Source organism: Streptomyces cinnamoneus (genome assembly GCF_002939475.1).
Lineage (GTDB): Bacteria > Actinomycetota > Actinomycetes > Streptomycetales > Streptomycetaceae > Streptomyces > Streptomyces cinnamoneus_A.
Genome location: NZ_PKFQ01000001.1, coordinates 4,063,262 through 4,087,880 on the forward strand (window position 1 = coordinate 4,063,262; position 24,619 = coordinate 4,087,880).

Consider the following 24,619-nt stretch of genomic DNA (forward strand, 5'->3'; position numbering starts at 1 on the left):
ATTCTCTCTTCCACGCCGTCTCACGAGTGCGCCAGCCGAACGGTTCGGGGCTGCGGACGGAGCGGACCGCGGGACCGCGTCGACGTCCGCGCCCGAACGAGCTCGGGCGCACCTGTCATCACCCATTCTGCGGGATCGGGACTCGGGGTGCGGCCAAGAGCGACGGCCGGTGGCGCGCTACGCACGCTACCCCGCGCGGCCGCCCGGGGCATACCCGGGCTTCGGCGAGGCGGCGGGCGCGCCCGCTGGATGAGCCGAAAGTGCCATGCACGGTGCCAGTTGGGGCAGTATGGCGTGGTGGGAGCCATCCGGTCAGCCGAAGGCGGTCCGCTCCGCCGTACGGGCCGGAGCGTCGGCCGGGTCCTTCGCGCTCCCCTGACGGGGGCCGTCCGGGGCGTCCGCAAGGCCACCCACGCGCACGGCGCCGGCGAGTCCGGGCTGGGCAAGCTCATCGAGCTGCACGCGGTGAACTCCGCGGGCGACATGCTCATCACCGTGGCGCTGGCGTCCACGGTGTTCTTCTCCGTCCCCACCGACCAGGCCCGCGGCCGGGTCGCGCTCTACCTGGCCGTGACCATGGCGCCGTTCACCCTTCTGGCCCCGGTGATCGGCCCGCTGCTGGACCGGCTGCCGCACGGCCGCAGGGCGGCGATGGCGGGCGCCATGCTGACCCGCGCGGTCCTCGCGCTGACGATGTCGGGGGCGGTGGCGACCGGCGGACTGGAGCTCTACCCGGCGGCGCTGGGCGTCCTGGTGGCCTCCAAGGCATACGGAGTGGTGCGTTCCGCCGTGGTGCCCAGACTGCTGCCCCCACGGATCGCGCTGGTCAAGGCGAATTCCCGGGTCACCCTCGGAGGGCTGCTGGCCACGGGCGTGGCGGCCCCGCTCGGCGCGGGGCTGCACCAACTGGGACCGGCCTACCCCCTCTACGGGGCGTGCCTGGTGTTCGCCTTCGGCACGTACCTCTCCTTCTCCCTGCCGCACAAGGTGGACTCCGCCAAGGGCGAGGCCCGTGCCAGGCTGGCGGCGCCCGAGCAGCGCCGCCACGTCACCCGGCGGAGCAGCAGGCGCAAGGAGCGCCGCAGGCCGCCGGGGCTGCGCACGGTGGGTGCCTCGGTGCTGCACGGCCTCCAGGCCAACAGCGCGCTGCGCATGCTGTCCGGCTTCCTCACCTTCTTCCTCGCCTTCCTCCTGCGCGTCCACCCGCTGGGCGGGCTCAGCCCGGCGTTCTCGCTGGGCGTGGTGGCGGTCGCGGCCGGCGGCGGGAACGCCCTGGGCACCGCGATAGGGGCACTGCTGCGCTCACGCGGCCCGGAGAAGACGATCGCGCTGGTGCTGACGGTGGCGCTGGGCACGACGGTCGTCGCGGCCGTGCTCTACGGCGCGGTCCTCGTGGTCCTGGTCGCCGCCGTCGCGGGCATCTCCCAGGCGCTGGGCAAGCAGTCGCTGGACTCCCTCATCCAGCGCGACGTGCCGGAGGAGGTGCGCACCTCGGCGTTCGCCCGTTCCGAGACGCTGTTGCAGATGTGCTGGGTGGCCGGCGGCGCGATCGGCATCCTCCTGCCGCTCAACGGCGTGCTGGGCATGTCGGTGGCCTCCGCGTTCCTCGCCCTCGGCGCCGCCACTGCCGTGCGGGGGCTGCTGACGGCCGCCCGGCGCGCCTCGCCGCACCCGCGCGTGGCCTGAGGCGGGCCGCCATATAGCCTGCCCGCATGACCGCTGCGATTTTCCGCGGCAGGCGCCTGCGCGCCGCCGCCACCGTCGGCGCCGTGGCCTTCGGGCTCGTCGCCCTCTCCGCCTGCGACAAGCCGACGCCGCTGGCGACGGTGACCGTCGGCTCCAAGACGGTGACCACCGAGGCCGCCTGCTACAACGACGGCGAGTCCATCGAGACGCCCAAGGTCGCGTCCTGCCTGAAGGAAGGCGAGGACAAGACCGTCAAGGCGGCCATGGAGGACAAGATCCGCTTCGGCGTCGACCCGAAGATCGCGGACAAGGGCTGGACGATCTTCATCAACGACCAGGCCGTCGAGCCGGAGCCGAACAACAAGACCTTCCGCTCCATCCCGGCCAGCGCCTTCTTCTCCACCGGCCAGGGCCCGGCGGTCGCGAAGACCAAGGTCAGCATCGTGGAGGCCGCCTCGGGCAAGGCCCTGGGCGTCTGGAACTTCACCCTCGAGCGCGACGCGGGCTGATCCGCCGCGATGCGTGTCCTCGTCGTCACCGCCGTCGCGGCGGAACGTGACGCCGTGACCGCCGCCGGGCCGCCGCCGCGGGAGCTCCCGCTGCCCGGCGGGTCGGTGCTGCACCGCTGCCCGCCGGCCGGCCCCGACGGCCCGGCCCTCGACGTGCTGGCGGCGGGCGTGGGCCCGGCCGCCGCCGCGGCCGCCGCCGCGACCGCGCTGACCGCCGCCGCGCTGAGCGGCGAGCCGTACGACCTGGTGGTCACGGCGGGCATAGCCGGCGGCTTCGCCCCGGGCGCGCCGCTGGGCTCGCTGGTGGTCTCCGAGGCCCTCGTCGCCGCCGACCTGGGCGCCCGGACCCCGGACGACGGCTTCCTCTCCGTCGCCGAGCTGGGCTTCGGCACCGACGTCCACCGGGTGCCCGAGGCCCTCGTGGACGCCGTCGCGGGCGCGACCGGCGCCCTGCGCGGCGAGGTCCTGACCGTGTCGACCGCGACCGGCTCCGCCGCGCGCGCCGCCGAGCTGGTGCGCCGTCACCCCGCCGCGCTGGCCGAGGCGATGGAGGGCTTCGGGGCCGCCGAGGCCGCCGCCGCGCACCGGGTGCCGGTGCTGGAGCTGCGGGCGGTGTCCAACGCGGTGGGACCGCGCGACCGCGCCGCCTGGCGGATCGGCGAGGCGCTGGCGGCCCTGACGGAGGCCTTCCGGAAACTGTCCACCGCCCCCGTCCTCGCCGAGAAAGCCGAGCCGCCGCGATGAGCCAGCCGCAGGAGCCGGGCCGACCGGTCCGGATCGCCTACTCGCCCTGTCCCAACGACACCTTCGTCTTCGACGCCTGGGCGCACGGCCGCGTCCCCGGGGCGCCCGCCCTGGACGTGACGTTCGCGGACATTGACGTCACCAACGGCATGGCCGAGCGCGGTGAGGGCGACGTGCTCAAGGTGTCGTACGCCGTTCTCCCCTGGGTGCTCGACGAGTACGCGCTGCTGCCCTGCGGCGGCGCGCTGGGCCGGGGCTGCGGTCCGCTGGTCCTCACCCGTGAGGCGGGCGAGCCCGCGGGTCTCGCCGGGAAGACCGTGGCCGTGCCGAGCGAGCGCTCGACCGCCTACCTGCTCTTCCGGCTCTGGGCCGCCGCCGAGGTGCCCGGCGGGGTCGGCGACGTGGTCGTGCTGCCGTTCCACGAGATCATGCCGGCCGTCCGCGACGGCAAGGTGGACGCCGGACTGGTGATCCACGAGGCGCGGTTCACCTACCGCGACTACGGGCTCAGCCGCCTCGCCGACATGGGCGAGCACTGGGAGGACACCACCGGCCTGCCCATTCCGCTCGGCGCGATCATCGCCAAGCGCTCGCTGGGCGCGGCGCGGCTGCGCGAGCTGGCCGAGGCGGCCCGTACGTCCGTGCGCATGGCCTGGGACGACCCGGCGGCCTCGCGCCCCTACGTGCTGGCGCACGCGCAGGAGATGGACCCGGCGGTCGCCGACCAGCACATCGGGCTGTACGTCAACGAGTTCACCGCGGACCTCGGCGAGGACGGCTACGCCGCCGTGCGCGGGCTGCTGACGCGGGCCGCGGCCGAGGGGCTGGTGCCGGCCCTCGGGCCGGACGCGCTCACGTTCGTCTGAGCCGCCGGCCACCGGTGCGGTGGCCGACGGCGGTCGGGCGGCCCCTGCGGGCCGCCCCGCCACGGCTACGTCCGTATCAGCCGCGGCAGAAGAGGCCGCATCAGACGTCCAGCTGGTCGGCGACGGCGCGCAGCATGCCCGCGATCTTGGAACCGTGTGCCTTGTCGGGGTAGCGGCCGCGCTCGAGCTGCTGGGTGACGTTCTCCAGGAGCGTCGTGAGGTCCTGCACGATGGAGGCCAGCTCGTCGGGCTTGCGGCGCTGGGCGGCCGCGAGTGACGGGGCGGGCTCGAGGAGCGTCACCGTGAGCGCCTGGTCGCCGCGTTGACCGGCGACGACGCCGAACTCCACGCGCTGGCCGGGCTTGAGGGCGTCGACCCCGTCCGGGAGCACCGAGGAGTGCACGAAGACGTCTCCGCCGTCGTCGCGGGAGAGAAAGCCGAAGCCCTTCTCGCTGTTGAACCACTTGACCTTGCCGGTAGGCACGTCTGTCCTCGTCCTCGTGTCTCGTCGGATACCAGAAATTGCGAAGCTACAAATCGCCGTCAATCCACAGAAAAACAGCTCTTGATAGCACTACAGCGGGCCGCAGGGCCCGCTACCCCAAGGCTAATGGTCCCGGGCCCGGTGACAAGACGTCCTCGGGCCGTACCTCTGCGCGTCCGATCCGGTCACGGTCGTGGTCTAGGTCATCCGGCCGCCATTCCGCCGAACAGGGATCTACCCTGGTCAGGTGAGTAGCGAAACGCCCCGAGCCGGGGATCTGCTGGTACGGACCGGCGCCGTCGTCTTCCTGGTGGGGGCGGTGGCCACTCTCGCCACGGTCGCCCCGCTGTTCCTGGGGGCCGATCCGCTGCCCCCGGCCGCGTACTTCGTCTGCATGCTGATGGGTGCGGGCTTCGTGATCGCCGCGGCGGGCGTGCTGCGGTCGGTCGCCGAACAACGCCGCGAGGCCCGGGGCCAGGGCTAGGGGGTGTCCCGCGCGGTCCGGTGGTCGCGCAACCAGGCGGGGAAGTCCGTGAGGCCCCCGGCCAGCACCACGTCCGCGCCGGCCTCGCGCAACTCCGCCGCCCCGTACGGCCCGGTCGGCACCGCGACCGAGAGCGCACCGGCCGCGCGGGCGCCCCGCACGTCGCCCAGGTGGTCGCCGACGTAGACGGACGCACGGTGCTCGCGCAGCGCCACGGCCTTGCCCTCGGCCCACAGGTCGCCGATCAGACGGTCGGGCTCGATGCCCAGGTGCTCAAGATGGAGCCGGGCGTTCCGCTCGTGTTTGGCGGTGACCACGATGGCCCGTCCGCCCAGCTCCCGGACGGCCGCCACCGCCTCCCGGGCGCCCGGCAGGGCGGGCGAGGGGGCGATGCCGCGCTCGGGATAGGCGGCGAGGTAGATCTCCGCGGCCTCGGCGACGCGCTCCTCGGGGAACCAGTTGCGCAGCTCGTGGACGAGCGGGGGGCCGAGCCGGCTGACCACGAGGTCGATGTCGATGTGCGCGCCGGTGGCCGCGACCAGCGTCTCGTACGCGGCCCGGATGCCGGGCCGGGAGTCGACGAGCGTGAGGTCGAGGTCGAAGCCGACCGTGAACAGGGGGCTCTCCTGCTGGCTCGGGTGCGAGGTCATGCCCCACATTGTGCCGCCACCCCCGCCCGTACACTTAGCCTCGCCTAACCTCACTCGTTCAACAGTTTCATCCGGTTGACGTCCGCCGTCGTGCCCGGGTGACGGAGCGATTCGTCCGACCCGCGAAGTGGAAGCGATGCCAGCCGCCGTCCCGACCAGCAGCCCCGGGCCGTCCACGGTCCGCCGCCGCGTCGGCTGGACGGCGGCCGCGGTCGTCGCCCTGCTGGCCGCCGTGCTGCTCAGCCTCGCCGTGGGCGCCCGTCCGGTCGCCCCCGGCCACGTCCTGCACGCCCTGTTCCACGACGGGACGGACGCCGACACCGCGGTGGTCCGGACCATGCGGGTGCCCCGCACGCTGGTGGGGCTGATGGTGGGCGCCGCCCTCGCGATGGCCGGAACGGTTCTCCAGGGCATCACCCGCAACCCCATAGCCGACCCCGGCGTCCTCGGCATCAGTCAGGGCGCCGCGGTCGGCGTGGTCCTGGCGATCGCCGTGGCGGGGGTGCACACCCTCACCGGCTACGTCTGGTTCGCCTTCGCGGGCGCCGCCGCGGCGGGCGTGGCCGTCTACGCCGTCGCCACCCGCGGCCGCGGCGGGGCCTCTCCGGTCAAGCTCGCGCTCGCCGGGGCGGCGGTCCACGCGCTGCTCGTCTCCGTCGTCAACGGCGTGCTCACCACCAGGGCGTCGGCGCTGGACGAGTTCCGCTTCTGGCAGGTCGGCTCGCTCGCCGGGCGCGACGGTGCGATCGCCGCCCAGATCTGGCCGTTCCTGCTGGCCGGCACGGTGCTGGTGCTGGCGGTGGCCCGCGGCCTGGACGCCCTCGCCCTCGGCGAGGACGTCGCCAGGGGCCTGGGCAGCAACGTCGGGGCCGTACGGATCGTCGGCGGGCTGGGCGCGGTCGTCCTGACGGGCGCCGGGGTCGCCGCCGCCGGGCCCATCGCCTTCCTCGGCCTCGCCGTGCCGCACCTCGCCCGCGCCCTCGTCGGCACGAGCCACCGCTGGGTGCTGCCGACCGCGGCCCTCCTCGGGCCGGTGATCCTGCTGGGCGCCGACGTCGCCGGGCGGGTGGTCTTCGCCGAGGGCGAGGTGCCGGCCGGTGTGATGACCGCGCTGATCGGCGTCCCCTTCCTCGTGGCCATGGTCCGCCGCAAGGCGGTGGCCGCGTGAGCGCGACCTCTCCCACGGCCGCCCCGGGCAAGCCGGCCGCCCGCGCCCACGCGGGCGCGCGTCCCGTCGGATACGCGCTGGTGCGCGCCGGGCGCGCCTCCTTCCTCGTGCACCGCCGCGGAGCCGCCGCCGCGGTCGGCCTGACCGTGCTGCTGGCCGCGGCGTGCCTGACCTACCTGTGCGTGGGCACGTCCCTCACCCCGCCCGGCGAGGCGCTGAAGGTCCTGTTCGGCCTGCCCTCGGCGGAGGAGCTGACGGTGGGCACCTTCCGGCTGCCCCGGATGACCGTCGGCCTGCTGGCCGGCGCCGCCTTCGGCGTCGCCGGGGCCCTCGTCCAGACCCTCGCCCGCAACCCGCTGGCCAGCCCCGACGTCATCGGCGTCAGCCAGGGCGCGAGCGCCGCGACCGTCGGCGCCATGACCTTCGGCGTCACCTCCTACGCGGTCATGCCCTACGTGTCCGTGGCCGGCGGGCTGCTGGCCGCGCTGCTCGGCTGGGCCTTCGCCTGGCGCGGGGGGCTGAAGGCCGCCCGCTTCGTCCTGATCGGGATCGGCTTCGCGGTCGCCCTGCGCTCGGTCACCCAGCTCTTCCTGACCAAGGGCGACTACCTGGTGGCCCAGCAGGCCAAGGTGTGGATGACCGGCTCCCTCAACGGCCGCGGCTGGGCCGAGGCGGTCCCGCTGGCCTGGGTGCTGCTGGCGCTGCTGCCGGGCGTGTGCTGGGCGGCGCGGGCGCAGCGCACGGTCGCCACGGACGACGACACCGCCACCGCCCTCGGCGTCCGGCTGGGCCGGGTGCGGCTGGGGCTCGCGCTGCTCGGCGTCGTCCTCGCTTCGGTCGCCACGGGCGCGGCCGGGCCGGTGGACTTCGTGGCGCTGCTCGCCCCGCAGATCGCCCGCCGCCTGACCCGCACCGCGCAGATCCCCCTGCTGTGCTCGGCGCTGACGGGGGCGCTGGTGGTGGTCGTGGCGGACCTGCTGGGCCGCAAGCTCTTCGAACCGACCGAACTGCCGGTGGGCGTGCTGACGGCCGCGGTCGGCGCCCCGTACCTGATCTGGCTGATCATGCGCGGCCGCACGGGAGGCACGGCGTGAGCACGACGGACACGACGCAGCCGGCGGAGACGACGCCGGCGACCGGGAGCCGGCTCGCGGCCCGCGACCTGACCCTCGCCTACGAGGAGCGCACGGTCGTCGAGGGCCTCGACCTGGACGTCCCCGACGGCCGGGTGACGGTCGTCGTCGGCCCGAACGCCTGCGGCAAGTCCACGCTGCTGCGCGCGCTGGGCCGGCTGCTGAAGCCGGAGCGCGGCGCGGTGCTGCTGGACGGCGAGCAGCTCGCCCGGATCCCCACCCGCCGGATCGCCCGGTCCCTGGGCCTGCTGCCGCAGACCCCGGTGGCCCCCGAGGCCGTCACGGTCGCCGACCTGGTCTCCCGCGGCCGGCAGCCGCACCAGCGGTGGTGGCGGCAGTGGTCGGAGGAGGACGAGCGGGCGGTGGCCGACGCCATGGCCCGCACGGACGTCGCGGAGCTCGCCGACCGGCCGGTGGACGAGCTGTCGGGAGGCCAGCGCCAGCGCGTGTGGATCGCCATGGCCCTGGCGCAGGAGACGGACCTGCTGCTGCTCGACGAGCCGACGACGTACCTGGACGTCTCCCACCAGGTGGAGGTCCTCGACCTGGTCCGCCGCCTCAACCACGAGCGGGGCCGCACGGTGGTGGCGGTCCTGCACGACCTCAACCAGGCCGCGCGCTACGCCGACCACCTGGTGGCGATGAAGGCGGGCCGGGTGGTGGCCGCCGGCCGGCCCGCGGAGGTCGTGACGGCGGACCTGGTCCGGGAGGTCTTCGGCCTGGAGTCGGTGGTCGTGCCGGACCCGGTGACCGGCGGACCGCTGGTGGTCCCGGGGCGGCCCTGGGGCGGAGCAACGGCCTAGGACCCGGCGGGTCCGTGCGGGAGGTGCCCACGCCCGTACCGGCCTACCCTGGCAGTACGGCGAAACACCTCCTCACCGCACACCCTGGAGGCCCCCATGACCCGGAAAGTCGCCGACTGCCGCAAGTACCCCAGCGAGTCCCACTGCACCCTCACCATCTCCGGTGAGGAGGACGAGGTCCTGCGCGCCGCCGCCGAACACGCCGTCTCCGTGCACGAGCACGAGGACACCCCCGAGCTGCGCGAGCAGATCCGCGGTCTGCTGGAGGACGAGAAGGCCGCGGCCTGAGCGCCCCGGCGGGCGCTTCCGTCACGCCGGGAACCGCTTTCCCACCCACCGCCAGGCGAGCTCCAGCGCCCCGGCCGCCACGGCGGCCACCCCCACCGCCGCCCACGGCAGGGTCGTCCCCACCAGCTTCAGGGCGAAGAACCGCTGGAGCCACGGCGTGGCGAGCACCACCAGGAAACCGGCCCCCATGGCCGCCACAAGCACCACGCGCCACCATGTGTAGGGCCGCGCGATGATGGCGAGCACCCACAGGGAGGTCAGGAAGAGCGTGAGCGTCGCCGCGCTCGTCTCCGCGTCCAGCGACCCGGGCCCCGTGTAGTGGTGCCGCGCCAGCAGGTACACCGCGAAGGTGGCCGTCCCCGCGATGAGTCCGGCCGGGATCGCGTACCGCATCACGCGTCGTACGAAGTGCGGTCGCGCCCGCTCCCGGTTCGGCGCCAGCGCCAGGAAGAACGCGGGCACCCCGATCGTCAGCGTCGACAGCAGCGTCAGGTGGCGCGGCAGGAACGGGTACGGCACGCGCGTGCAGACCACGAGGATCGCCAGCAGCACGGAGTAGACCGTCTTCGTCAGGAACAGCGTCGCCACGCGCGTGATGTTGCCGATGACACGGCGCCCCTCCGCGACCACCGACGGCAGGGTGGCGAAGCTGTTGTTCAGCAGCACGATCTGGGCGACGGCCCGGGTGGCCTCCGACCCCGAGCCCATGGCCACGCCGATGTCCGCGTCCTTCAGGGCCAGCACATCGTTGACGCCGTCGCCCGTCATGGCGACGGTGTGCCCGCGGTACTGGAGGGCGCCCACCATGTCGCGCTTCTGCTGCGGGGTGACGCGTCCGAAGACCGCGCCCTCGTCGAGGGCCTCGCCCATCGCCTCCGGTTCGCCGGGCAGCCGCCGGGCGTCCACCGGCGCCCCGGAGCCCGGCAGGGCCAGCTTCGCGGCGACGGCGCCCACGGAGACCGCGTTGTCCCCGGAGATCACCTTGGCGGAGACGTCCTGCTCGGCGAAGTAGCGCAGGGTGTCGGCCGCGTCCGAGCGCAGCCGCTGTTCCAGGACCACCAGCGCGGTGGGCCGCACGCCCTCGGTGACGCGCGGGTCGTCCAGCTCGCGGTCCGTGCGGGCCAGCAACAGCACGCGCAGGCCCCGGGCGTTGAGCTCCTCGACCTCGGCGAGCGCCGCGGCGCCCGACGGCAGCAGCACGTCGGGCGCGCCCAGCAGCCAGTTGCCGCTGCCGGCGTCGGGGCTGTTGAGCGAGGCGCCGCTGTACTTGCGGGCGGAGGAGAAGGGCAGCGCCTCGGTGCAGCGCCAGCCGCTGCCGTCGGGGTAGGCGTCGATGATGGCCTGGAGGCTGGCGTTGGGGCGGGGGTCGGACTCGCCGAGGGCGCCGAGCACCTGGCGCACGTACCGCTCGTCGGCCCGGGCGTCGGGCAGGACGCGCAGCTCGCTGACGTCCATGCCGCCTTCGGTGAGGGTGCCGGTCTTGTCGAGGCAGACGACGTCGACGCGGGCGAGGCCCTCGATCGCGGGCAGCTCCTGCACCAGGCACTGCTTGCGGCCCAGCCGGACGACGCCGATGGCGAAGGCGACGGAGGTGAGCAGGACCAGGCCCTCGGGGACCATGGGGACGATGCCGGCGACCATCCGCCGGACCGCTTCCCGCCAGTCGTGGTCCTGGACGACGAGCTGGCTGACGATCAGTCCGATCGCGGTCGGGAGCATCATCCACGTCACGTACTTGAGGATCTGGCTGATGCCGGTGCGCAGTTCGGAGTGGACGAGGGTGAAGCGGGACGCCTCCTCGGCGAGCTGGGCGGCGTAGGCGGCGCGGCCGACCTTGGTGGCGGTGAAGGCGCCCCCGCCGGCGACGACGAACGAGCCGGACATGACCTGGTCGCCGGGCTTCTTCAGGACCGGGTCGGCCTCGCCGGTGAGCAGCGACTCGTCGATCTCCAGTCCGTCGGCCTCCGCGACCTCGCCGTCGACGACGCACTTGTCGCCGGGGCCCAGTTCGATGAGGTCGCCGAGGACGATCTCACCGGTGGCGAGGGCGGTGGGGGTGCCGTCGCGGCGGACGGTGGGCCTGGACTCGCCGATGACGGCGAGGGAGTCGAGGGTCTTCTTGGCGCGCAGTTCCTGGACGATGCCGATCGCGGTGTTGGCGACGATGACGAAGCCGAAGAGGCCGTCCTGGAGCGGTCCGACCACGAGGATGATCAGGAAGAGGACGCCGATGATGGCGTTGAACCGGGTGAGGACGTTGGCGCGGACGATCTCGGCGGTGGAGCGCGAGGACCGTACGGGCACGTCGTTGACCTCGCCGCGGGCCACACGCGCGGACACCTCGGCGGTGGTGAGGCCGGGGTGTGCGGGCGGCGGGCCGGGGGCCTCGCGCGGGGCCGGGTCCCCCCGTGCGGTCTGCGGCACCGGATCGCTCATGGATCCGACGGTACGGGCGGTGGGCCCGCTTCACCTTCCGGACCGGCCGAACCGGCGCATTCCGATGCGGCGGGGGCCGGGAGCCGACGGGGGCGCGGACGGCCTTGAGCGGCGCTGCCCGCCCGGGTGTCCCTCAGCGGCTCTCCCCGCTCAGCGGCTCTCCTCGCCGTGGGCCGACTCCGTGGCCCGCGCGGCAGCGTGCCGCTTGATCGCGGCGTCGCGTCCGCGGACGTACCAGACGCCGATGAGCCCGAGCCCGCCACCGGCCAGGCAGGTCCACAGCCACCACAGGTGGCCGTGGTCGCTGAACCAGCCGTAGAAGGGCAGCTGGGCGACGAAGAGGACGAACCACAGGATCGTGCCGCCGGTGACCGTGGCGACGACCGGGCCCTCCAGGGGCTCCGGCGCCTCGTGCTTGGGGGTCCACTTCGTCATGGTCGTCAAGCGTAGTGCGTCCGGGTGGCCGCGCGATGCGGGGGAGCCCTTGCGCCCAAGGGGTCTACGCGCGGAGATAGCCAATCGGACTTTGTTTGTTCATACTGAATCGAACTGGATTCGATTGGGTTGTTTTGTTCGATCATCCAATCGTCTTCAGGTGTCGCTCTCCCGGGCGTGTCCCCCACGGCCCGCGACGGCAGCCCGTGTCCCGGCCTGTCCCAGGCCCATACGACTGAGGTCCCCCCGCATGACCACCTCGGCCACCACCGCTCCCGCCGTCGACGGCGACCGGCAGCCGTCCCCCACGCCGGAGCCGCCCCAGGGCGCCCTCGACCGGTACTTCCGCATCTCCGAGCGGGGCTCGTCCGTCTCCCGCGAGCTGCGCGGCGGTCTGGCCACGTTCTTTGCGATGGCCTACATCATCGTGCTGAACCCGATCATCCTCGGGGCAGGCCACGACAAGTTCGGCCACCAGCTGGACAACGCCCAGCTGGTGACGGCCACCGCCCTGATGGCCGGGCTCTCGACCGTCCTCATGGGCGCGATCGGCAACGTCCCCATCGCCTGCGCCGCCGGCCTCGGCATCAACGCCGTCGTCTCGCTCCAGCTGGCGCCCAAGATGAGCTGGCCGGACGCCATGGGCATGGTGGTCCTGGCGGGCCTGGTGCTGATGGTGCTGGTCGCCTCCGGGTTGCGGCAGCGGGTGATGGACGCGATCCCCGGCGGCCTGCGCCGCGCCATCGCGATCGGCATCGGCCTGTTCATCTCGCTGATCGGCCTCGTCGACTCCGGCTTCGTCTCCCGCAACCCCGACGCCGCGCACACCACCGTGCCGCTCGGCCTCGGTCAGGGCGGTCAGCTGCACGGCTGGCCGGTGCTGGTGTTCGTGGTGGGCCTCGCGCTGACGTTCGTCCTGGTCGTCCGCAAGACGCGGGGCGCGATCCTCGTCGGCATCGTCGCCATGACCATCCTCGCGGTCGTCGTCAACGCCGTCGCGAAGATCCCCGACACGAGCTGGGGCCTGAGCGTCCCGAAGCTGCCGGACAGCGTCGTCGGCGCCCCCGACTTCGGTCTCATCGGCCACATCAGCCTCTTCGGCGGCTTCCGTGAGGTCGGCCTGCTGACCGGCTGCCTCTTCGTCTTCACCGTGCTGCTGTCCGGCTTCTTCGACGCGATGGGCACGATCATCGGCGTCGGCGAGGAGGCCGGGCTGACGGACGACAAGGGCCAGCTGCCCAACATGGGCCGCATCCTGATGGTCGACGGCATCGCCGTCGCCGCCGGCGGCGCGGGCTCCGCCTCCGCCAACACCTGCTTCGTGGAGTCCACGGCCGGCGTCGGCGAGGGGGCCCGCACGGGCCTCGCCAACCTGATGACCGGCGGCCTCTTCCTGCTGGCCCTCGTCTTCACGCCGCTGGCCACCGTCGTTCCGGCCCAGGCCGCGACCCCCGCGCTGGTGGTCGTCGGCTTCCTGATCATGGCCTCGAACGTCAAGGAGATCGACTGGAGCGACTTCACGATCGCGATCCCCGCGTTCCTGACGATCATCTCCATGCCGTTCACCTACTCGATCACCAACGGCATCGGCATCGGCGTCCTGGCCTTCATCCTGCTCCGCCTCGCGGACAAGCGGGCCCGGGAGATCCCCTGGCTGCTGAACGTGGTCGGACTGTGTTTCCTCGTCTACTTCCTGCTCGACCCGATCGAGCAGGTGCTGGGCGTGAAGTAGTACACCGGTCCGCAGGACGGCCGACGAGGGCGGCTGGGCGTGATGCCCAGCCGCCCTCGTGTGCTTCCGTCCGCCCCACTGGCCCACTTTCCTTAGTTCAGGTAATGAGATAAGCTAAAGAACATGCCGGATCTTTCCCGCACTCCCGACGACACCGCCGCCGTCAACGCACTGCGGTCCGGTGTGATGCGCCTGTCCCGCAGGCTCAAGCACCAGCGTGTCGACGAGTCGCTCAGCCCGACCGAGATGTCGGTGCTCGGCACGCTCGCCCGCTGTGGCTCCGCCACCCCCGGAGAGCTGGCCCGCAAGGAGCACGTGCAGCCGCCGTCGATGACCCGCATCGTCGCGCTGCTGGAGGGCAAGGGGCTGGTCAGGCTGGAGCCGCACCCCGAGGACCGCCGCCAGAAGGTGGTGACCCAGACCGAGCAGGCCGAGGCCATGCTCGAGGAGAGCCGGCGCAAACGCAACGCCTGGCTGGCCGACCTGGCCGGCCGGCTGGACGAGGACGAGTGGGCGACGCTGCGCGCCGCGGCACCCGTCCTGGAGAAACTCGCGCACCTGTAAGCGCACCAGAAGGAGGCGAACCCTTTGAGTTCGGGACACGGAGCAGACTCCGCACCCGCACCGAACCGCCACGACGACACACGCACCACCTCCCTGACCGTCAAGGGAGGCATGTTCCGCTCACTCCGGGTCCGCAACTACCGGCTCTTCGCCACCGGACAGGTGGTGTCCAACACCGGTACCTGGATGCAGCGCATCGCCCAGGACTGGCTGGTCCTCAGCCTAACCGGCTCCTCCGCCGCCGTCGGCATCACGACGGCACTGCAGTTCCTCCCCATGCTGCTGCTCGGCCTCTACGGCGGCGTCATCGCCGACCGCTACCCCAAGCGCCGGCTGCTGCTGTTCACCCAGGCCGCGATGGGCGTCACCGGACTCGCCCTCGCCGTGCTCACCCTCAGCGGGCACGTCCAGGTCTGGCACGTGTACCTGACCGCGCTCGCGCTCGGCGTCGTCACCGTCCTCGACAACCCCGCCCGGCAGGCGTTCGTCGTCGAGATGGTCGGCCCCGCCGACCTGCGCAACGCCGTCAGCCTCAACTCCGCGAACTTCCAGTCCGCCCGCCTGGTCGGGCCCGCCGTCGCCGGTGTGCTGATCAGCGCCCTGGGCAGCGGCTGGGCGTTCCTGCTCAACGGGCTGTCCTTCCTCGCGCCGATCGCCGCGCTGCTGCTGATGCGCAACGGCGAACTGCACAAGGTCGACCGCGCCCCGCGCGGCAAGGGCCAGCTGAGGGAGGGCCTGCAACACGTGGCCGGGCGCCCGGAACTGATCTGGCCGATCGTGCTGGTCGGCTTCATCGGCACCTTCGGCTTCAACTTCCCCATCTGGCTCACGGCCTTCGTCAACGACGTCTTCCACGCCGACGCCAGCGCCTACGGCCTGCTCAACACCGTGATGGCCGCCGGTTCGCTGGCCGGTGCGCTCCTCGCCGCCCGCCGGGGCACCTCCCGGCTGCGGCTGCTGATCGGGGCCGCGGCGGCCTTCGGCCTGCTGGAGGTCATGGCCGCGCTCGCGCCCTCCTTCTGGGTCTTCGCGGCGCTGCTGGTGCCGATCGGGATGTGCGGCCTGACGATCAACGTCACCGCCAACTCGGGCATCCAGCTGGCCTCCGACCCCGCTCTGCGAGGGCGGGTGATGAGCCTGTTCATGATGGTCTTCATGGGCGGCGCCCCGCTCGGCGCTCCCCTCGTGGGCTGGGTCACCGACGTCTACGGCCCCCGCGTCGGCTTCCTCGCCGGCGGGGTGGTGTCCCTGCTGGCCGCGGCCGGCATCGGCCTGGCGCTGGCCCGCGCCGGTGACCTGCGCCTGAAGGTCGATCTGCGGCGAGGGCACCGGCACGTGGCGTTCGTGGCGCGCGAGCCGTCGGCCCGGCAGGAGGCGGTGACCACGGCGGCGTGACGCGGGCGGCGCCTTCGGAGGTGGCCCCTACGGCCGTCTGGCCTCGGCGGGGTCTTCTTCGGAGGGCGGCCGCCACAGCCGTCCGACGCCGGACGGGGTCTCCTTCCGTTCCGGGGCGCCGCCCGGGAAGGAGACCCCGAACCGGGTCACACTGGCTCCATGCGACTGTTCGCAGCGGTGGTCCCTCCCCAGGCCGCGGTCGACGAGCTGGCGGCCGAGGTGGCGCGACTGCGCGCCGCCCTGCCCGACCGGCACGGCCGGCTGCGCTGGACCGAACCCGCCCTGTGGCACTTCACGCTCGCCTTCCTCGGCGAGGTCGACGAGGCGCTGCTGCCCGAGCTGGGCGAGCGCCTCGCCCGCGCCGCCCACCGGCACCCGGTGCACGAGCTGCGGTTCGCGGCGGGCGGCCGCTTCGGCGACCGGATCCTGTGGATCGGGGCCACGGGCTCCCTGGAGACCCTGCGCGGCCTCGCCCGCTCCACCCGCGCCGGCGCCGGACGGGCGGGCGTCCACGTGGACGACACCAAGCCCTTCCACCCCCACGTCACCCTCGCCCGGACCGCCGGCCATGTGAACCTGCGGCCCTACACCGAGGAACTGGCGGAGTTCCGGGGCCGCCGGTGGTGGGTCGAGCGCGTGGACCTGGTCCGCAGCCACCTTCCCGCGTCCGGCGTCCCCGGCGAGCGCCCCCGCTACGAGACCCTGACGTCGTGGCCCCTGGGCACCCGGCGGGTCGGCTGACCGGTCCGGTTACGCTCGTGGGGTGGACCCGAAGACCAGAAACCGGATCATGACCGGTGCCCTCGCCGTGATGCTCGTCGTCGTCGCCCTGGTGGCAGCGGTGAAGTGACGCCGCCGCGCGCGGTGACTCCCGGCGCCCCAGGCGCCCCAGGCGCTCTCCCACCGGTCCCGGCCCTCAGGCTCCCAGCTGGGCGAGCAGGGTCTGGTTGTCCTCGATGTGCCAGTCCTCGACGATGAGACCGTCGTCACCGAGGTGCTGGATGTCGATCGCGGCGAACTCCACCTTCTGGCCGCGGCCCGCGCGCCCCTGGAACGTTCCGGTGAAGTGACCCCGGAAGACCAGCCGCGCCGTGATCTTGTCGCCGCTGATCAGCACGTCGGAGAGTTCGCACGTCAGGTCGGGCACGGCGGCCCGGAAGTTCTTCGAGGCGAACGCCAGCCCGGCGGGCCCCTGGGGGCGGCCGGCGGGGAGCGTGTTGTCCCGGAACCGCGGGTCGACCGTGCCCGCGAGATAGCGGGCCCGCCCCGTGTTCCAGAAGGTGTACAGCCGCTGGGTGACGCGCACGGCCGTGCGCGCCCGGTGCGTGGGGAGCGAGGCGTCGACGGTCAGCGACTTCGGCCGTACGAGGTCGGGGGAGCGGTCGACCAGGTGCCACGGGTCCCGCTCGGCGGCGGTGGCCGTCCGCGGCGGAGCGGCGGAGGCCGGGGTGACCGGGGTGGCGGTGACGAGCAGACCGGTGGCGGCCAGGGCCGCGGCGGTGGTCATGACGGAGGTGCGCAGGCGCATGGGGCAGTCCTTGTCCGGGAGGGGGAGGGTGCGCCGCCGCCACCAGGGGGAGTCGGCGGCGGCACGGGACGACTCTCCGCCACCGCCGGGGGACCAGTCCAAGGCATGCTGGTCACCGCTGCCATAAGTTCTGCTCATCACCCCTGGTCAGGCCATGATCCCCCGGTGGTCGGGCGCTCGTAGACTCCGGGCATGGCAACGCTGCGGCAGCTCGAGTACCTGGTCACGGTCGTGGACGGCGGCTCCTTCACCCGCGCCGCCGAGCTCCTGCACGTCACCCAGCCGGCCCTCTCCCACCAGATCCGGGCCCTGGAGCGCTCCCTCGGCGGCCCGCTCCTCGACCGTCTGCCGCGCGGCGTCCGCCTCACCCCCGCCGGCCGGGCCATGCTGCCGCACGCCCGTGCCGCCCTCGCCGACGTGGAGCGCGCCCGGTCGGCGGCCCGCCGGGCGTCGGGCCTGGAGGAGGGCGAACTCCAGCTCGCCACCGTCTATTCGGTCAGCCTCGGCGTGCTCCCGCCGGTGCTGCGGGTCTGGCGCCGGGAACACCCCGGTGTCCGCGTCCGGCTGGTGGAGTTCCGGCACACCGGCGAGCTGCGCGCCGCCATGGCCGCCGGGCAGGCGGACCTCGCCGTCGGCCCGCCGCCCGGGGAGTGGGACGGCCCCGTCCGGGTCCTGGGCGTCGAGGAGTTCGTCGTGGTCGTACCGGCCGACGACCCCCTGGCCGGGGGCGGTGCGGACCGGGTGGAGCTGAGCGCCCTCGCCGACCGCGGCTGGGTGCACTACGCCCCCGGCAACGGCCTCGCCGAGGTGCTCGACGGGGCGTGCGCCGCGGCGGGTTTCACCCCGCGCGTCGCCGTGCGCACCGAGCAGACGGCGGCCGCGGCCCCGTTGGCCGCGACCGGCCTGGGACCGGCCCTCGTCCCGGCGAACGTCGTCCCGCCCCGCTTCGACGGCCGGCTGTTGCGCCCGTCGCCGCCGGTGACCCGCCCGCTGGTGGCGTACGCCCGGACGCGCCCGGACGCGCTGGCCTCCGCGTTCGTGGAGGTGCTGGCGAGGCACGCCCGTACGGAGCGGGGTCCGGGTGGGGACGGGACGGGGGACCCATGAGACGTCGCGCAGGTTGTGCTCGCGCGCCCGGCCACCGGGTTCACCAGGCGAAGGCCTCGGGCGCGGGCCCGGGGCCGGGGAAGACCTCGTCCAGGGCCTTCAGCAGCTCCTCCGGCAGCTTCAACCGGCCGGCCCGCACGGCCGAGTCCAGCTGCGCGGACGTCCGCGGTCCGACGATCGGTCCGGTCACCCCGGGGCGCGTCAGCAGCCACGCCAGGGCCACCTCGCCGGGTTCCAGCTCGTACTTGGCGACCAGGTCCTCGTACGCCTGGACCTGCTCACGGACCGTGGTGTTGGCGAGCGCCTCCGCCGACCGGCCGCCCGCCGCGGCCTTGCGGATCGCCCCGCCGAGCAGCCCGCCGGCCAGCGGCGACCAGGGGATGACGCCGAGCCCGTACGCCTCGGCGGCCGGGATGACCTCCATCTCGGCGCGCCGCTCGGCGAGGTTGTACAGGCACTGCTCGCTGACGAGCCCGAGCGTGCCGCGGCGCCGGGCGGCCTCGTTGGCGCGGGCGATGTGCCAGCCGGCGTGGTTGGACGAGCCCGCGTAGACGATCTTTCCCTGCTGGACGAGGACGTCGATGGCCTGCCAGATTTCGTCCCAGGGCGTCGAACGGTCGACGTGGTGGAACTGGTAGAGGTCGATGTGGTCCGTCCGCAGCCGCTTGAGGCTGCCCTCGACGGACCGCCGGATGTTGAGGGCGGACAGACGGTCCTCGTTCGGCCACGGCTCGCCGCCCGGGTTCATCGCCCCGAACACCTTGGTCCCGACGACCACCTTGTCCCGCCGGCCGCCCCCCTTGGCGAACCAGCTGCCGATGATCTCCTCGGTGCGGCCCTTGTTCTCGCCCCAGCCGTAGACGTTGGCGGTGTCGAAGAAGTTGATCCCGGCGTCGAGCGCGGCGTCCATGATGGCGTGACTGTCGCCCTCGTCGGTGCCGGGCCCGAAGTTCATGGTCCCGAGGACGATCCGGCTGACCTTCAGCCCCGTGCGGCCGAGCTGCGTGTAGTCCATGGCGCCCTAGCCAACGCCCTGGAGCGCACTGGAGGCAAGGGGTCACCCGATCGGGGGCGTGGTGGGGCCTGCCGGGGTTCGGACCGGAGGGGTGCCGAACTCGTAGGCGTGGTGGCGTGGAGGCTGGCTGGTCGGAAGCCCGGGTCAGGAACGGGGTGGGGGTGCTGTGGCGGTCGGCAGGGTGAGGCTCTCCGGGAGGGCTGAGCAGGCGGCGCGCAGGTGGGTGGCCAGAGTGCTGCGGGCGGGGGTGTCCGGCAGGGCCGCCCAGGTGTCGAGCGCGCAGTGGAAGGCGGCGACGAGCATGTCGATGGCCAGGCGTGGGCGTGGGTCGTTCGCGGTGGCGAGGCCGAGCCGCCGGTGGAGGGTGTCGAGCGCGGTGCGGGTGGTGTCGCGGCAGAAGCGCAGGCCGTGCGCTTCCATGGCCGGGGTCCGCTCGGCCAGCTGACGGCTGATCAGGACGCGTGGAGGCCATTGATCGACGGGCATGCGGGCCAGCGCGGCGAGCAGGGCCTCTTGCAGCAGCTCCAGGAGCGGGCCGCCGTGGGGCTCGCGGGTTTCCAAGTCGTCCAGAAAGGCCCGCCACAAGTCGAGCAGCGGTGTCATGGCGACGTCTTCCTTGCTGCTGAAGTGCCGGAAGAACGTGCGTTTGGACGTGTCCACCGCATCGCAGAGCTCGTCGAGTGTCACGCCCTGGAAGCCTCGCTCGGTGAAGAGCTCCAGGGCGGTGTCGACCAGGGCTTCGCGTGTGCGCTGCTTCTTGCGTTCGCGCAGCGGAAGTCGGCCCCCGGGTTCGGGTGATGGACGCGGATTCCCCATGACCGAAAGCGTACCCGAGAGGTGAATGCCACTTGCAGGCATGTGCCACTGAGTGGCATAACTGTGTTTCCCGTCATCTCGCGAAGGGTGCTCCGCCATGCGTGCTCTGCTCGTCGACCGTTCCGCCCGTGCCGGCCTCCGCCTCGCCCAGGTCCCCGACCCCGACCCCGCCCCGCACCAAGCCCTGGTGCGGGTGGAGGCGACATCCCTCAACTACGGCGAGGTGCGGTTCGGCCTCCAGGAGGCCGCTGACGGCACCGTCCTGGGATGGGACGCGGCGGGGGTGGTCGAGCGCGCGGCAGCCGACGGTTCCGGCCCGGCGGCCGGTACCCGCGTCGTGACCCTGGGACCAGCCGGAGGGTGGGCCGAACTCCGGGCCGTGGACACCGACATGATGGGGGTGGTGCCGGCCGGTGCCGACCTCGGAGCCGTCAGTACGATTCCCGTCGCCGGTGCCACCGCGCTCCGCGCCCTGCACCGCCTCGGCCCCCTCCTGGGAAGGCGCGTCCTGATCACGGGTGCCACCGGTGGCACGGGGCGCTACGCGGTGCAGCTCGCCCGACGCGGCGGGGCCCACGTCATCGCCTCCACCGGCGCGCCGGAACGGCACGGCGACGGCCTGCGCGACCTGGGCGCCCACGACGTCGTGGCCGAACCGCTCCGTGTCGCGGAACCTGTGGACGGGGTCGTGGACCTGGTGGGAGGACGGCAACTCGTCGACGCCTACGGCAGGCTGGCCGAAGGAGGCAACCTGGTCGCGGTCGGGCACTCCGCCCACGAAGGCGAAACCTTCCCCTACGGCGCGCTCTACGGTGACCAGGGGCGGCACGACCGCTCCCTGACCACGTTCTTCCTGCTCGCCTGCACCGGACTCGCCCGCGACCTGACGTGGCTCGCCCACCAGGTCGCCACCGGCGGCCTCACCCCGCACATCTCCTGGCGCGGCACCTGGGGCGAGGCCGCTGACGCCATCGCCGCCCTGCTCGACCGCCGACTCCACGGCAAGGCCGTCCTGGACATCACCTGACACCCGGCGACCCGTGAAGCCGGCTGACGGCAGCGTCGGGCTGCGACTGCCGGGCGCGCGACGCTGGTGCCGATTGGCGCGAACCGTCAATCGGCGGCGGGGTCACCGAAGGCGGTGGGCATCATGACGCCATGAGCGTGAGCATCGACATCGCGGGGCTGCCCGCCGAGCGGATCGTCTTCGAGACGTCGCCCCTGGCCGAACTGTGCCTGGTGCTGCACGCCTTGTCCGAGCCGGGCCACCACCCGCGGCTCGCCGGCTGGACGACGGCCACGAACGCCGCGCTGCGGCCGGACCTGGCCGACCGGCTGCGCGAGGCCGACTTCCTGTGGCGCAACACGTTCTCCGACCTCTTCATGCCGTACGCGGGACTGCGCGGGGGCGACGGCAGGGCGGGGACGACGCTCGCCGGGGAACTGGACATGCTGGACGGGCTGGACGACGAACAGTTCGTCGCGACAGCCCTGGAGTTCGCCAGCCTGGCCGCGTACGACAAGGGAGCGCCGTCGCCGCTCACCGACGCCGCGGCCCGCAGCAGGGCGCTGGAGCGGGCCGCGGCGCGCGGCCCCCGCCAACTGGGCTTCGCCGGGCGCCTGCTGAAGGACCCCGTCGCGGTGCGGGGGTGGGTGCGCCGCCTGCTGGAGGACTGCGACGAGGCGTTCTTCGCGGAGGTCTGGCAGCGGGTGCGGCCCGCCCTGGCCGCCGACACCCGGCACAAGAGCGAACTGCTACGGCGCCGGGGCCTGCGCGAGGCCCTGACGGCTGTCTCTCCCGCGCTGCACCTGGAGGACGGCGGCACGCGCATCCGCGCCGACAAGCTGGCGGAGGGGGAGGCGACGGCGACGGACCCGGCGGTGGGCCCGGGCCTGTCGTTCGTACCGTCACACTTCGGCTGGCCGCACCTGATGATCCTGCACCGCCCCGGCTGGCGCCCGGTGGTCCACTACCCGGTCGGCTCACCGGAACTGCCGCCCCCGGCCTCGGCCGACGCACTGAAGCGCCGCCTGGAGGCGCTGGCCCACCCCTTGCGCATCCAGCTCTGCCGCAATGTGGCCCGCGCCCCGTACACCACGGGAGAGCTGGCGGACCTGCTGGGCGTCACCGCGCCGGAGGTCTCCCGCCACCTCGCGGTGCTGAGGAGGGCGGACCTGATCACGACGCGCCGCCGGGGCCGCTACGTCCACTACCAGCTGGACGTGGGGACGGTGGCGAGGCTCAGCAGCGACTTCCTGGAGGGGATCCTGCGCTAGGCCACGCCCGGCGGGCCGCCTCATACAGGCGCAGCTCAGGTGGGGTGGGCGGCCGGAGGTTGCCGGCGAAGACGTCCCAGCTGACGCCGTCGGGATGTTCGAGCCGTACGAGGCCGTCGGTGGACGCGACGACGGTGCCGAGGCCGTTACTGAAGGTGTCGACGAAGACGCCGCTGGTCCAGGGCGCCCGTCTGCCCGGTGAGCGCGACCTGGCTGAGGAGTACGGCGTGGCGATCGGCACTGCTCGCCGCGCGATTCAGGAACTAAGGGAGCGGGGCTTGCTGATCACCCTGCCTGCCAAGGGGACGTTCGTCGCTCAGCGCCAGCCGACAGATGCCGAGTGAAGCCCCCGCGGCAGGATCCGGGTCACCGCACCCGTCATGGACGACGAAGCTCCGTGGTGTGATGACGCCATGAGCCGTGCCATGGAAGAGACCAACCGCCGCATGCTCCGGGCGCGGGATGCGATGGACCGCGCCTACGCGCAGCCGCTGGACGTCCCGGCCCTGGCGAGGATCGCCCACGTGTCGGAGGCGCACTTCACGCGCACCTTCCGGGCCACGTTCGGCGAGACGCCGCACCGCTACCTACAGCGCCGCCGTGTCGAGCGGGCGATGTTCCTGCTGCGCGAGACCGATCGCAGCGTGACGGACGTCTGCTTCGAGGTCGGCTTCGGCAGTCCGGGAACCTTCAGCCGGACGTTCCGCGACATCGTCGGCCGGTCGCCGAGGACGTACCGCAAGGAAGCGGTGTCTGCGCGCGTGCCGACGTGCTTCACGATGGCGTGGACGCGGCCCTCCAGCTGAGCAGTTTTGGATAAGTTTCCGGCTGGCCGGCTCACTAGTGTGGTGCACATGTTCAACGCCATCACGCAATCGCAGATATACGTCCTCGACCAGGACGAGGCCCTCGACTTCTATGTCGGGAAGCTGGGTCTGGAGGTCACCGCCGACGTCGACATGGGTTTCATGCGCTGGCTGACCGTCAGCGTGCCCGGTCACCCGGAGCGTCAGATCCTGCTGGAGAAGCCGGGTGCTCCGGCGATGTCCGAGGAGACGGCGCAGCAGGTGCGCGAGCTGGTGACGAAGGGCGCGATGGGCGGCTGGCTGATCTTCACGACGGACGACTGCCGCAAGACCTACGAAACGCTGCTGGCGCGGGGCGTGGAGTTCACCGAGGAGCCCACCGACCGCCCGTACGGAACGGACTGTGGTCTGCGCGACCCGTTCGGCAACCGCATCCGCTTCACCCAGCCGAAGTCCTGAAGGACGGGTGGGCCCCTACGGGATGTGGGGGGCGGCTTGGGCCGGTGGGGCAGTGAATTGTGGTGTGCCGGGTGCGGGTTTCGCCTCGCGCCTGTGGCGCAAGGCGCTGGCGGCGGGAGGGGAGGGTGGGGCTGCGGTTCGGTGTCGGTCGGTTGGGCCGGTGGGGGGCTGGGGGCAAAGATGCCTCCGCTGCGCTGCGGCGCGGGCTGCTGCCGCGTTCCTCCCGGGGGACAGGACTTTTGAGGTGCGGCCGGTGGGGTGGGGAGCAGCGAAGCGCGAGCCGTCGCTGCGCTCCTCAGCAGACACCGTCACCGTCCCGGTGCGGGGAAAGCCTTTGGTCGCGCAGCGGCCGGGCCTCCAGGGCGTAGCCCGCCGCCTTCGCGCCCAAGCCGCGCAGCGGCGCAGTCACACTTCGTGCGCCGCGCCAGCAACCTGCCTCCGCGCCCCAAGCCGCGCTTCGTGCGCCGCGCCGACGCCTCCGCTCGCTCCCCCTGCCCCCACCTGCCCCTACCTCGCGATCTGACTGCGGCGGCGTCTAGGGGCGGGGAGGTCCGGGGCTGATGAGGGTGAGTACGGCGTCGAGAAGTGTGGAGGTCAGGGCGGGGAGTCGGTCGGGGGATTCGCTCAGCAGGAACAGCCAGGCGAAGACGGGGCCGACCAGCAGGGCGTTGAGGGCGGCTGGGTCGGGGCGGGTGGTGAGCTCGCCGCGTGCGGTCGCGTGATCCAGGATCTCCGTGAGGGTCTGGCGCTGGGCTCCGAGGTATTTCCGGTCGAACCGGTCCCGTAGTGCGGGATCGGCGTGGATGTCCGCCAGCAGGCCCGGGATCGTCCCCTGCGGCGGCATGGCCATGCTGTCCGCGACCTCGGCGAGCACGGCGGCCAGATCGGCGCGGAGCGACCCGCGGTCGGGTGCCACGGCCAGAAACTGATCCGGTAGAAGCACGTCAAAGATCATTTCCTGCTTGGTGGCGTGCCGCCGGTAGATCGCCGCCTTGCCCACGCTCGCTCGCGCGGCCACCTCGGCCATCGTCAGCCGCATGTACCCCACCTCGGTCAGCAGCTCTCGGACGGCGGTGGCGATGGCGTCGTCGACGCGGCTGTCTCGGGGGCGGCCCCCCTGGTTGCGGGCTTGCTTTCGCGCAGACATGCGAGCATCATACGAAACCGACAGTATCGAAACCGGGAGTTCCATAACCATCGGGTTCCCATAACCCTCGGGCTCCCATGACTGTCG

General features: G+C 73.1%; 27 protein-coding genes. 19 read left to right on the forward strand and 8 right to left on the reverse strand.

Annotated elements, in window-relative coordinates; all coding sequences use genetic code 11:
* Positions 1-297 precede the first annotated feature (297 nt).
* From CYQ11_RS17930 to CYQ11_RS17945, 4 genes are read left to right on the forward strand one after another with little or no spacing between them, the layout of a single operon-like run.
* Positions 298-1,686 (forward strand): MFS transporter, encoded by a 1,389-nt coding sequence (locus CYQ11_RS17930; RefSeq protein ID WP_099201881.1) that lies wholly within the window; start codon positions 298-300, stop codon positions 1,684-1,686.
* A 26-nt stretch (positions 1,687-1,712) separates the two neighbouring features.
* Positions 1,713-2,195: a DUF2771 domain-containing protein gene (locus tag CYQ11_RS17935; RefSeq protein WP_099201802.1), complete on the forward strand. Its 483-nt coding sequence runs from the start codon at positions 1,713-1,715 to the stop codon at positions 2,193-2,195.
* Between the two features lie 9 nt (positions 2,196-2,204).
* Entirely contained in the window at positions 2,205-2,939 is a 735-nt protein-coding gene (locus CYQ11_RS17940; protein ID WP_099201801.1) for a futalosine hydrolase, read from the forward strand.
* Positions 2,936-3,805 carry a 1,4-dihydroxy-6-naphtoate synthase gene (locus tag CYQ11_RS17945; RefSeq protein WP_099201800.1) on the forward strand — a complete coding sequence of 290 codons (870 nt, stop codon included), beginning with the start codon at positions 2,936-2,938 and terminating at the stop codon, positions 3,803-3,805. The genes CYQ11_RS17940 and CYQ11_RS17945 overlap by 4 nt, the downstream gene beginning before the upstream one ends.
* Positions 3,806-3,905: 100 nt before the next feature.
* On the opposite strand, the gene CYQ11_RS30660 is transcribed toward CYQ11_RS17945, so the two are convergent.
* The gene (locus tag CYQ11_RS30660; RefSeq protein ID WP_099201799.1) at positions 3,906-4,289 is read right to left on the reverse strand and encodes a cold-shock protein; all 384 of its coding nucleotides are present in this window, start codon (positions 4,287-4,289) and stop codon (positions 3,906-3,908) included.
* Positions 4,290-4,536: 247 nt separating this feature from the next.
* Between CYQ11_RS30660 and CYQ11_RS17955 the strand changes: the two genes are divergently transcribed.
* The gene (locus CYQ11_RS17955) at positions 4,537-4,773 is read left to right on the forward strand and encodes a hypothetical protein (protein ID WP_099201798.1); all 237 of its coding nucleotides are present in this window, start codon (positions 4,537-4,539) and stop codon (positions 4,771-4,773) included.
* On the opposite strand, the gene CYQ11_RS17960 is transcribed toward CYQ11_RS17955, so the two are convergent.
* Entirely contained in the window at positions 4,770-5,423 is a 654-nt protein-coding gene (locus tag CYQ11_RS17960) for an HAD family hydrolase (RefSeq protein ID WP_099201797.1), read from the reverse strand. The two genes, CYQ11_RS17955 and CYQ11_RS17960, sit on opposite strands and share 4 nt — an antisense overlap.
* 136 nt (positions 5,424-5,559) lie before the next feature.
* On the opposite strand from CYQ11_RS17960, the gene CYQ11_RS17965 reads away from it, so the two are divergent.
* From CYQ11_RS17965 to CYQ11_RS17980, 4 genes are all read left to right on the forward strand, one after another.
* On the forward strand, positions 5,560-6,591 hold the full coding sequence (locus tag CYQ11_RS17965; protein ID WP_099201796.1) for a FecCD family ABC transporter permease: 1,032 nt from the start codon (positions 5,560-5,562) through the stop codon (positions 6,589-6,591).
* The gene (locus CYQ11_RS17970; RefSeq protein WP_099201795.1) at positions 6,588-7,685 is read left to right on the forward strand and encodes a FecCD family ABC transporter permease; all 1,098 of its coding nucleotides are present in this window, start codon (positions 6,588-6,590) and stop codon (positions 7,683-7,685) included. Before CYQ11_RS17965 ends, CYQ11_RS17970 begins: the two co-directional genes overlap by 4 nt.
* Positions 7,682-8,527, forward strand: coding sequence for an ABC transporter ATP-binding protein (locus tag CYQ11_RS17975; protein ID WP_099201794.1), 846 nt, complete (start codon positions 7,682-7,684; stop codon positions 8,525-8,527). The genes CYQ11_RS17970 and CYQ11_RS17975 overlap by 4 nt, the downstream gene beginning before the upstream one ends.
* Positions 8,528-8,623: 96 nt before the next feature.
* A complete protein-coding gene (locus CYQ11_RS17980; protein ID WP_099201793.1) occupies positions 8,624-8,815 on the forward strand; it encodes a DUF1059 domain-containing protein in 192 nt (63 codons plus the stop codon).
* Positions 8,816-8,836: 21 nt separating this feature from the next.
* On the opposite strand, the gene CYQ11_RS17985 is transcribed toward CYQ11_RS17980, so the two are convergent.
* Positions 8,837-11,251: an HAD-IC family P-type ATPase gene (locus tag CYQ11_RS17985; RefSeq protein WP_099201792.1), complete on the reverse strand. Its 2,415-nt coding sequence runs from the start codon at positions 11,249-11,251 to the stop codon at positions 8,837-8,839.
* 150 nt (positions 11,252-11,401) lie between these two features.
* Positions 11,402-11,686 (reverse strand): DUF2530 domain-containing protein, encoded by a 285-nt coding sequence (locus CYQ11_RS17990; protein WP_099201880.1) that lies wholly within the window; start codon positions 11,684-11,686, stop codon positions 11,402-11,404.
* A gap of 250 nt (positions 11,687-11,936) precedes the next feature.
* Here CYQ11_RS17990 and CYQ11_RS17995 point away from each other — a divergent pair, with 250 nt between their 5' ends.
* From CYQ11_RS17995 to thpR, 4 genes are all read left to right on the forward strand, one after another.
* The gene (locus tag CYQ11_RS17995) at positions 11,937-13,418 is read left to right on the forward strand and encodes an NCS2 family permease (RefSeq protein ID WP_099201791.1); all 1,482 of its coding nucleotides are present in this window, start codon (positions 11,937-11,939) and stop codon (positions 13,416-13,418) included.
* 123 nt (positions 13,419-13,541) lie between these two features.
* Positions 13,542-13,982, forward strand: coding sequence for a MarR family winged helix-turn-helix transcriptional regulator (locus tag CYQ11_RS18000; RefSeq protein ID WP_099201790.1), 441 nt, complete (start codon positions 13,542-13,544; stop codon positions 13,980-13,982).
* A gap of 24 nt (positions 13,983-14,006) precedes the next feature.
* Complete coding sequence (locus CYQ11_RS18005; protein ID WP_099201789.1) at positions 14,007-15,377, forward strand: MFS transporter; 1,371 nt, start codon at positions 14,007-14,009, stop codon at positions 15,375-15,377.
* Between the two features lie 159 nt (positions 15,378-15,536).
* A complete protein-coding gene (thpR, locus tag CYQ11_RS18010; RefSeq protein ID WP_099201788.1) occupies positions 15,537-16,118 on the forward strand; it encodes an RNA 2',3'-cyclic phosphodiesterase in 582 nt (193 codons plus the stop codon).
* A gap of 175 nt (positions 16,119-16,293) precedes the next feature.
* Here the strand turns inward: thpR and CYQ11_RS18015 are convergent, their stop codons facing one another.
* Entirely contained in the window at positions 16,294-17,043 is a 750-nt protein-coding gene (locus CYQ11_RS18015; RefSeq protein ID WP_240003630.1) for an ester cyclase, read from the reverse strand.
* 54 nt (positions 17,044-17,097) lie between these two features.
* On the opposite strand from CYQ11_RS18015, the gene CYQ11_RS18020 reads away from it, so the two are divergent.
* A complete protein-coding gene (locus CYQ11_RS18020) occupies positions 17,098-18,012 on the forward strand; it encodes a LysR family transcriptional regulator (protein WP_099201787.1) in 915 nt (304 codons plus the stop codon).
* Positions 18,013-18,052: 40 nt separating this feature from the next.
* Here the strand turns inward: CYQ11_RS18020 and CYQ11_RS18025 are convergent, their stop codons facing one another.
* Complete coding sequence (locus CYQ11_RS18025) at positions 18,053-19,027, reverse strand: aldo/keto reductase (RefSeq protein WP_099201786.1); 975 nt, start codon at positions 19,025-19,027, stop codon at positions 18,053-18,055.
* Between the two features lie 144 nt (positions 19,028-19,171).
* On the reverse strand, positions 19,172-19,843 hold the full coding sequence (locus tag CYQ11_RS18030) for a TetR/AcrR family transcriptional regulator (protein ID WP_099201785.1): 672 nt from the start codon (positions 19,841-19,843) through the stop codon (positions 19,172-19,174).
* Between the two features lie 97 nt (positions 19,844-19,940).
* Here CYQ11_RS18030 and CYQ11_RS18035 point away from each other — a divergent pair, with 97 nt between their 5' ends.
* The 5 genes from CYQ11_RS18035 (at position 19,941) to CYQ11_RS18055 (ending at position 23,385) form a co-directional block, all read left to right on the forward strand.
* Complete coding sequence (locus tag CYQ11_RS18035; protein ID WP_099201784.1) at positions 19,941-20,870, forward strand: zinc-binding dehydrogenase; 930 nt, start codon at positions 19,941-19,943, stop codon at positions 20,868-20,870.
* Positions 20,871-21,001: 131 nt separating this feature from the next.
* The gene (locus CYQ11_RS18040) at positions 21,002-22,120 is read left to right on the forward strand and encodes a DUF5937 family protein (RefSeq protein ID WP_099201783.1); all 1,119 of its coding nucleotides are present in this window, start codon (positions 21,002-21,004) and stop codon (positions 22,118-22,120) included.
* A 119-nt stretch (positions 22,121-22,239) separates the two neighbouring features.
* Positions 22,240-22,464: a GntR family transcriptional regulator gene (locus CYQ11_RS18045; RefSeq protein WP_240003629.1), complete on the forward strand. Its 225-nt coding sequence runs from the start codon at positions 22,240-22,242 to the stop codon at positions 22,462-22,464.
* A gap of 69 nt (positions 22,465-22,533) precedes the next feature.
* Positions 22,534-22,926 (forward strand): helix-turn-helix domain-containing protein, encoded by a 393-nt coding sequence (locus tag CYQ11_RS18050; protein ID WP_099201877.1) that lies wholly within the window; start codon positions 22,534-22,536, stop codon positions 22,924-22,926.
* A gap of 48 nt (positions 22,927-22,974) precedes the next feature.
* Positions 22,975-23,385, forward strand: coding sequence for a VOC family protein (locus CYQ11_RS18055; protein ID WP_099201876.1), 411 nt, complete (start codon positions 22,975-22,977; stop codon positions 23,383-23,385).
* Between the two features lie 535 nt (positions 23,386-23,920).
* On the opposite strand, the gene CYQ11_RS18060 is transcribed toward CYQ11_RS18055, so the two are convergent.
* A complete protein-coding gene (locus CYQ11_RS18060; RefSeq protein WP_181143694.1) occupies positions 23,921-24,532 on the reverse strand; it encodes a TetR/AcrR family transcriptional regulator in 612 nt (203 codons plus the stop codon).
* Positions 24,533-24,619: the final 87 nt, after the last annotated feature.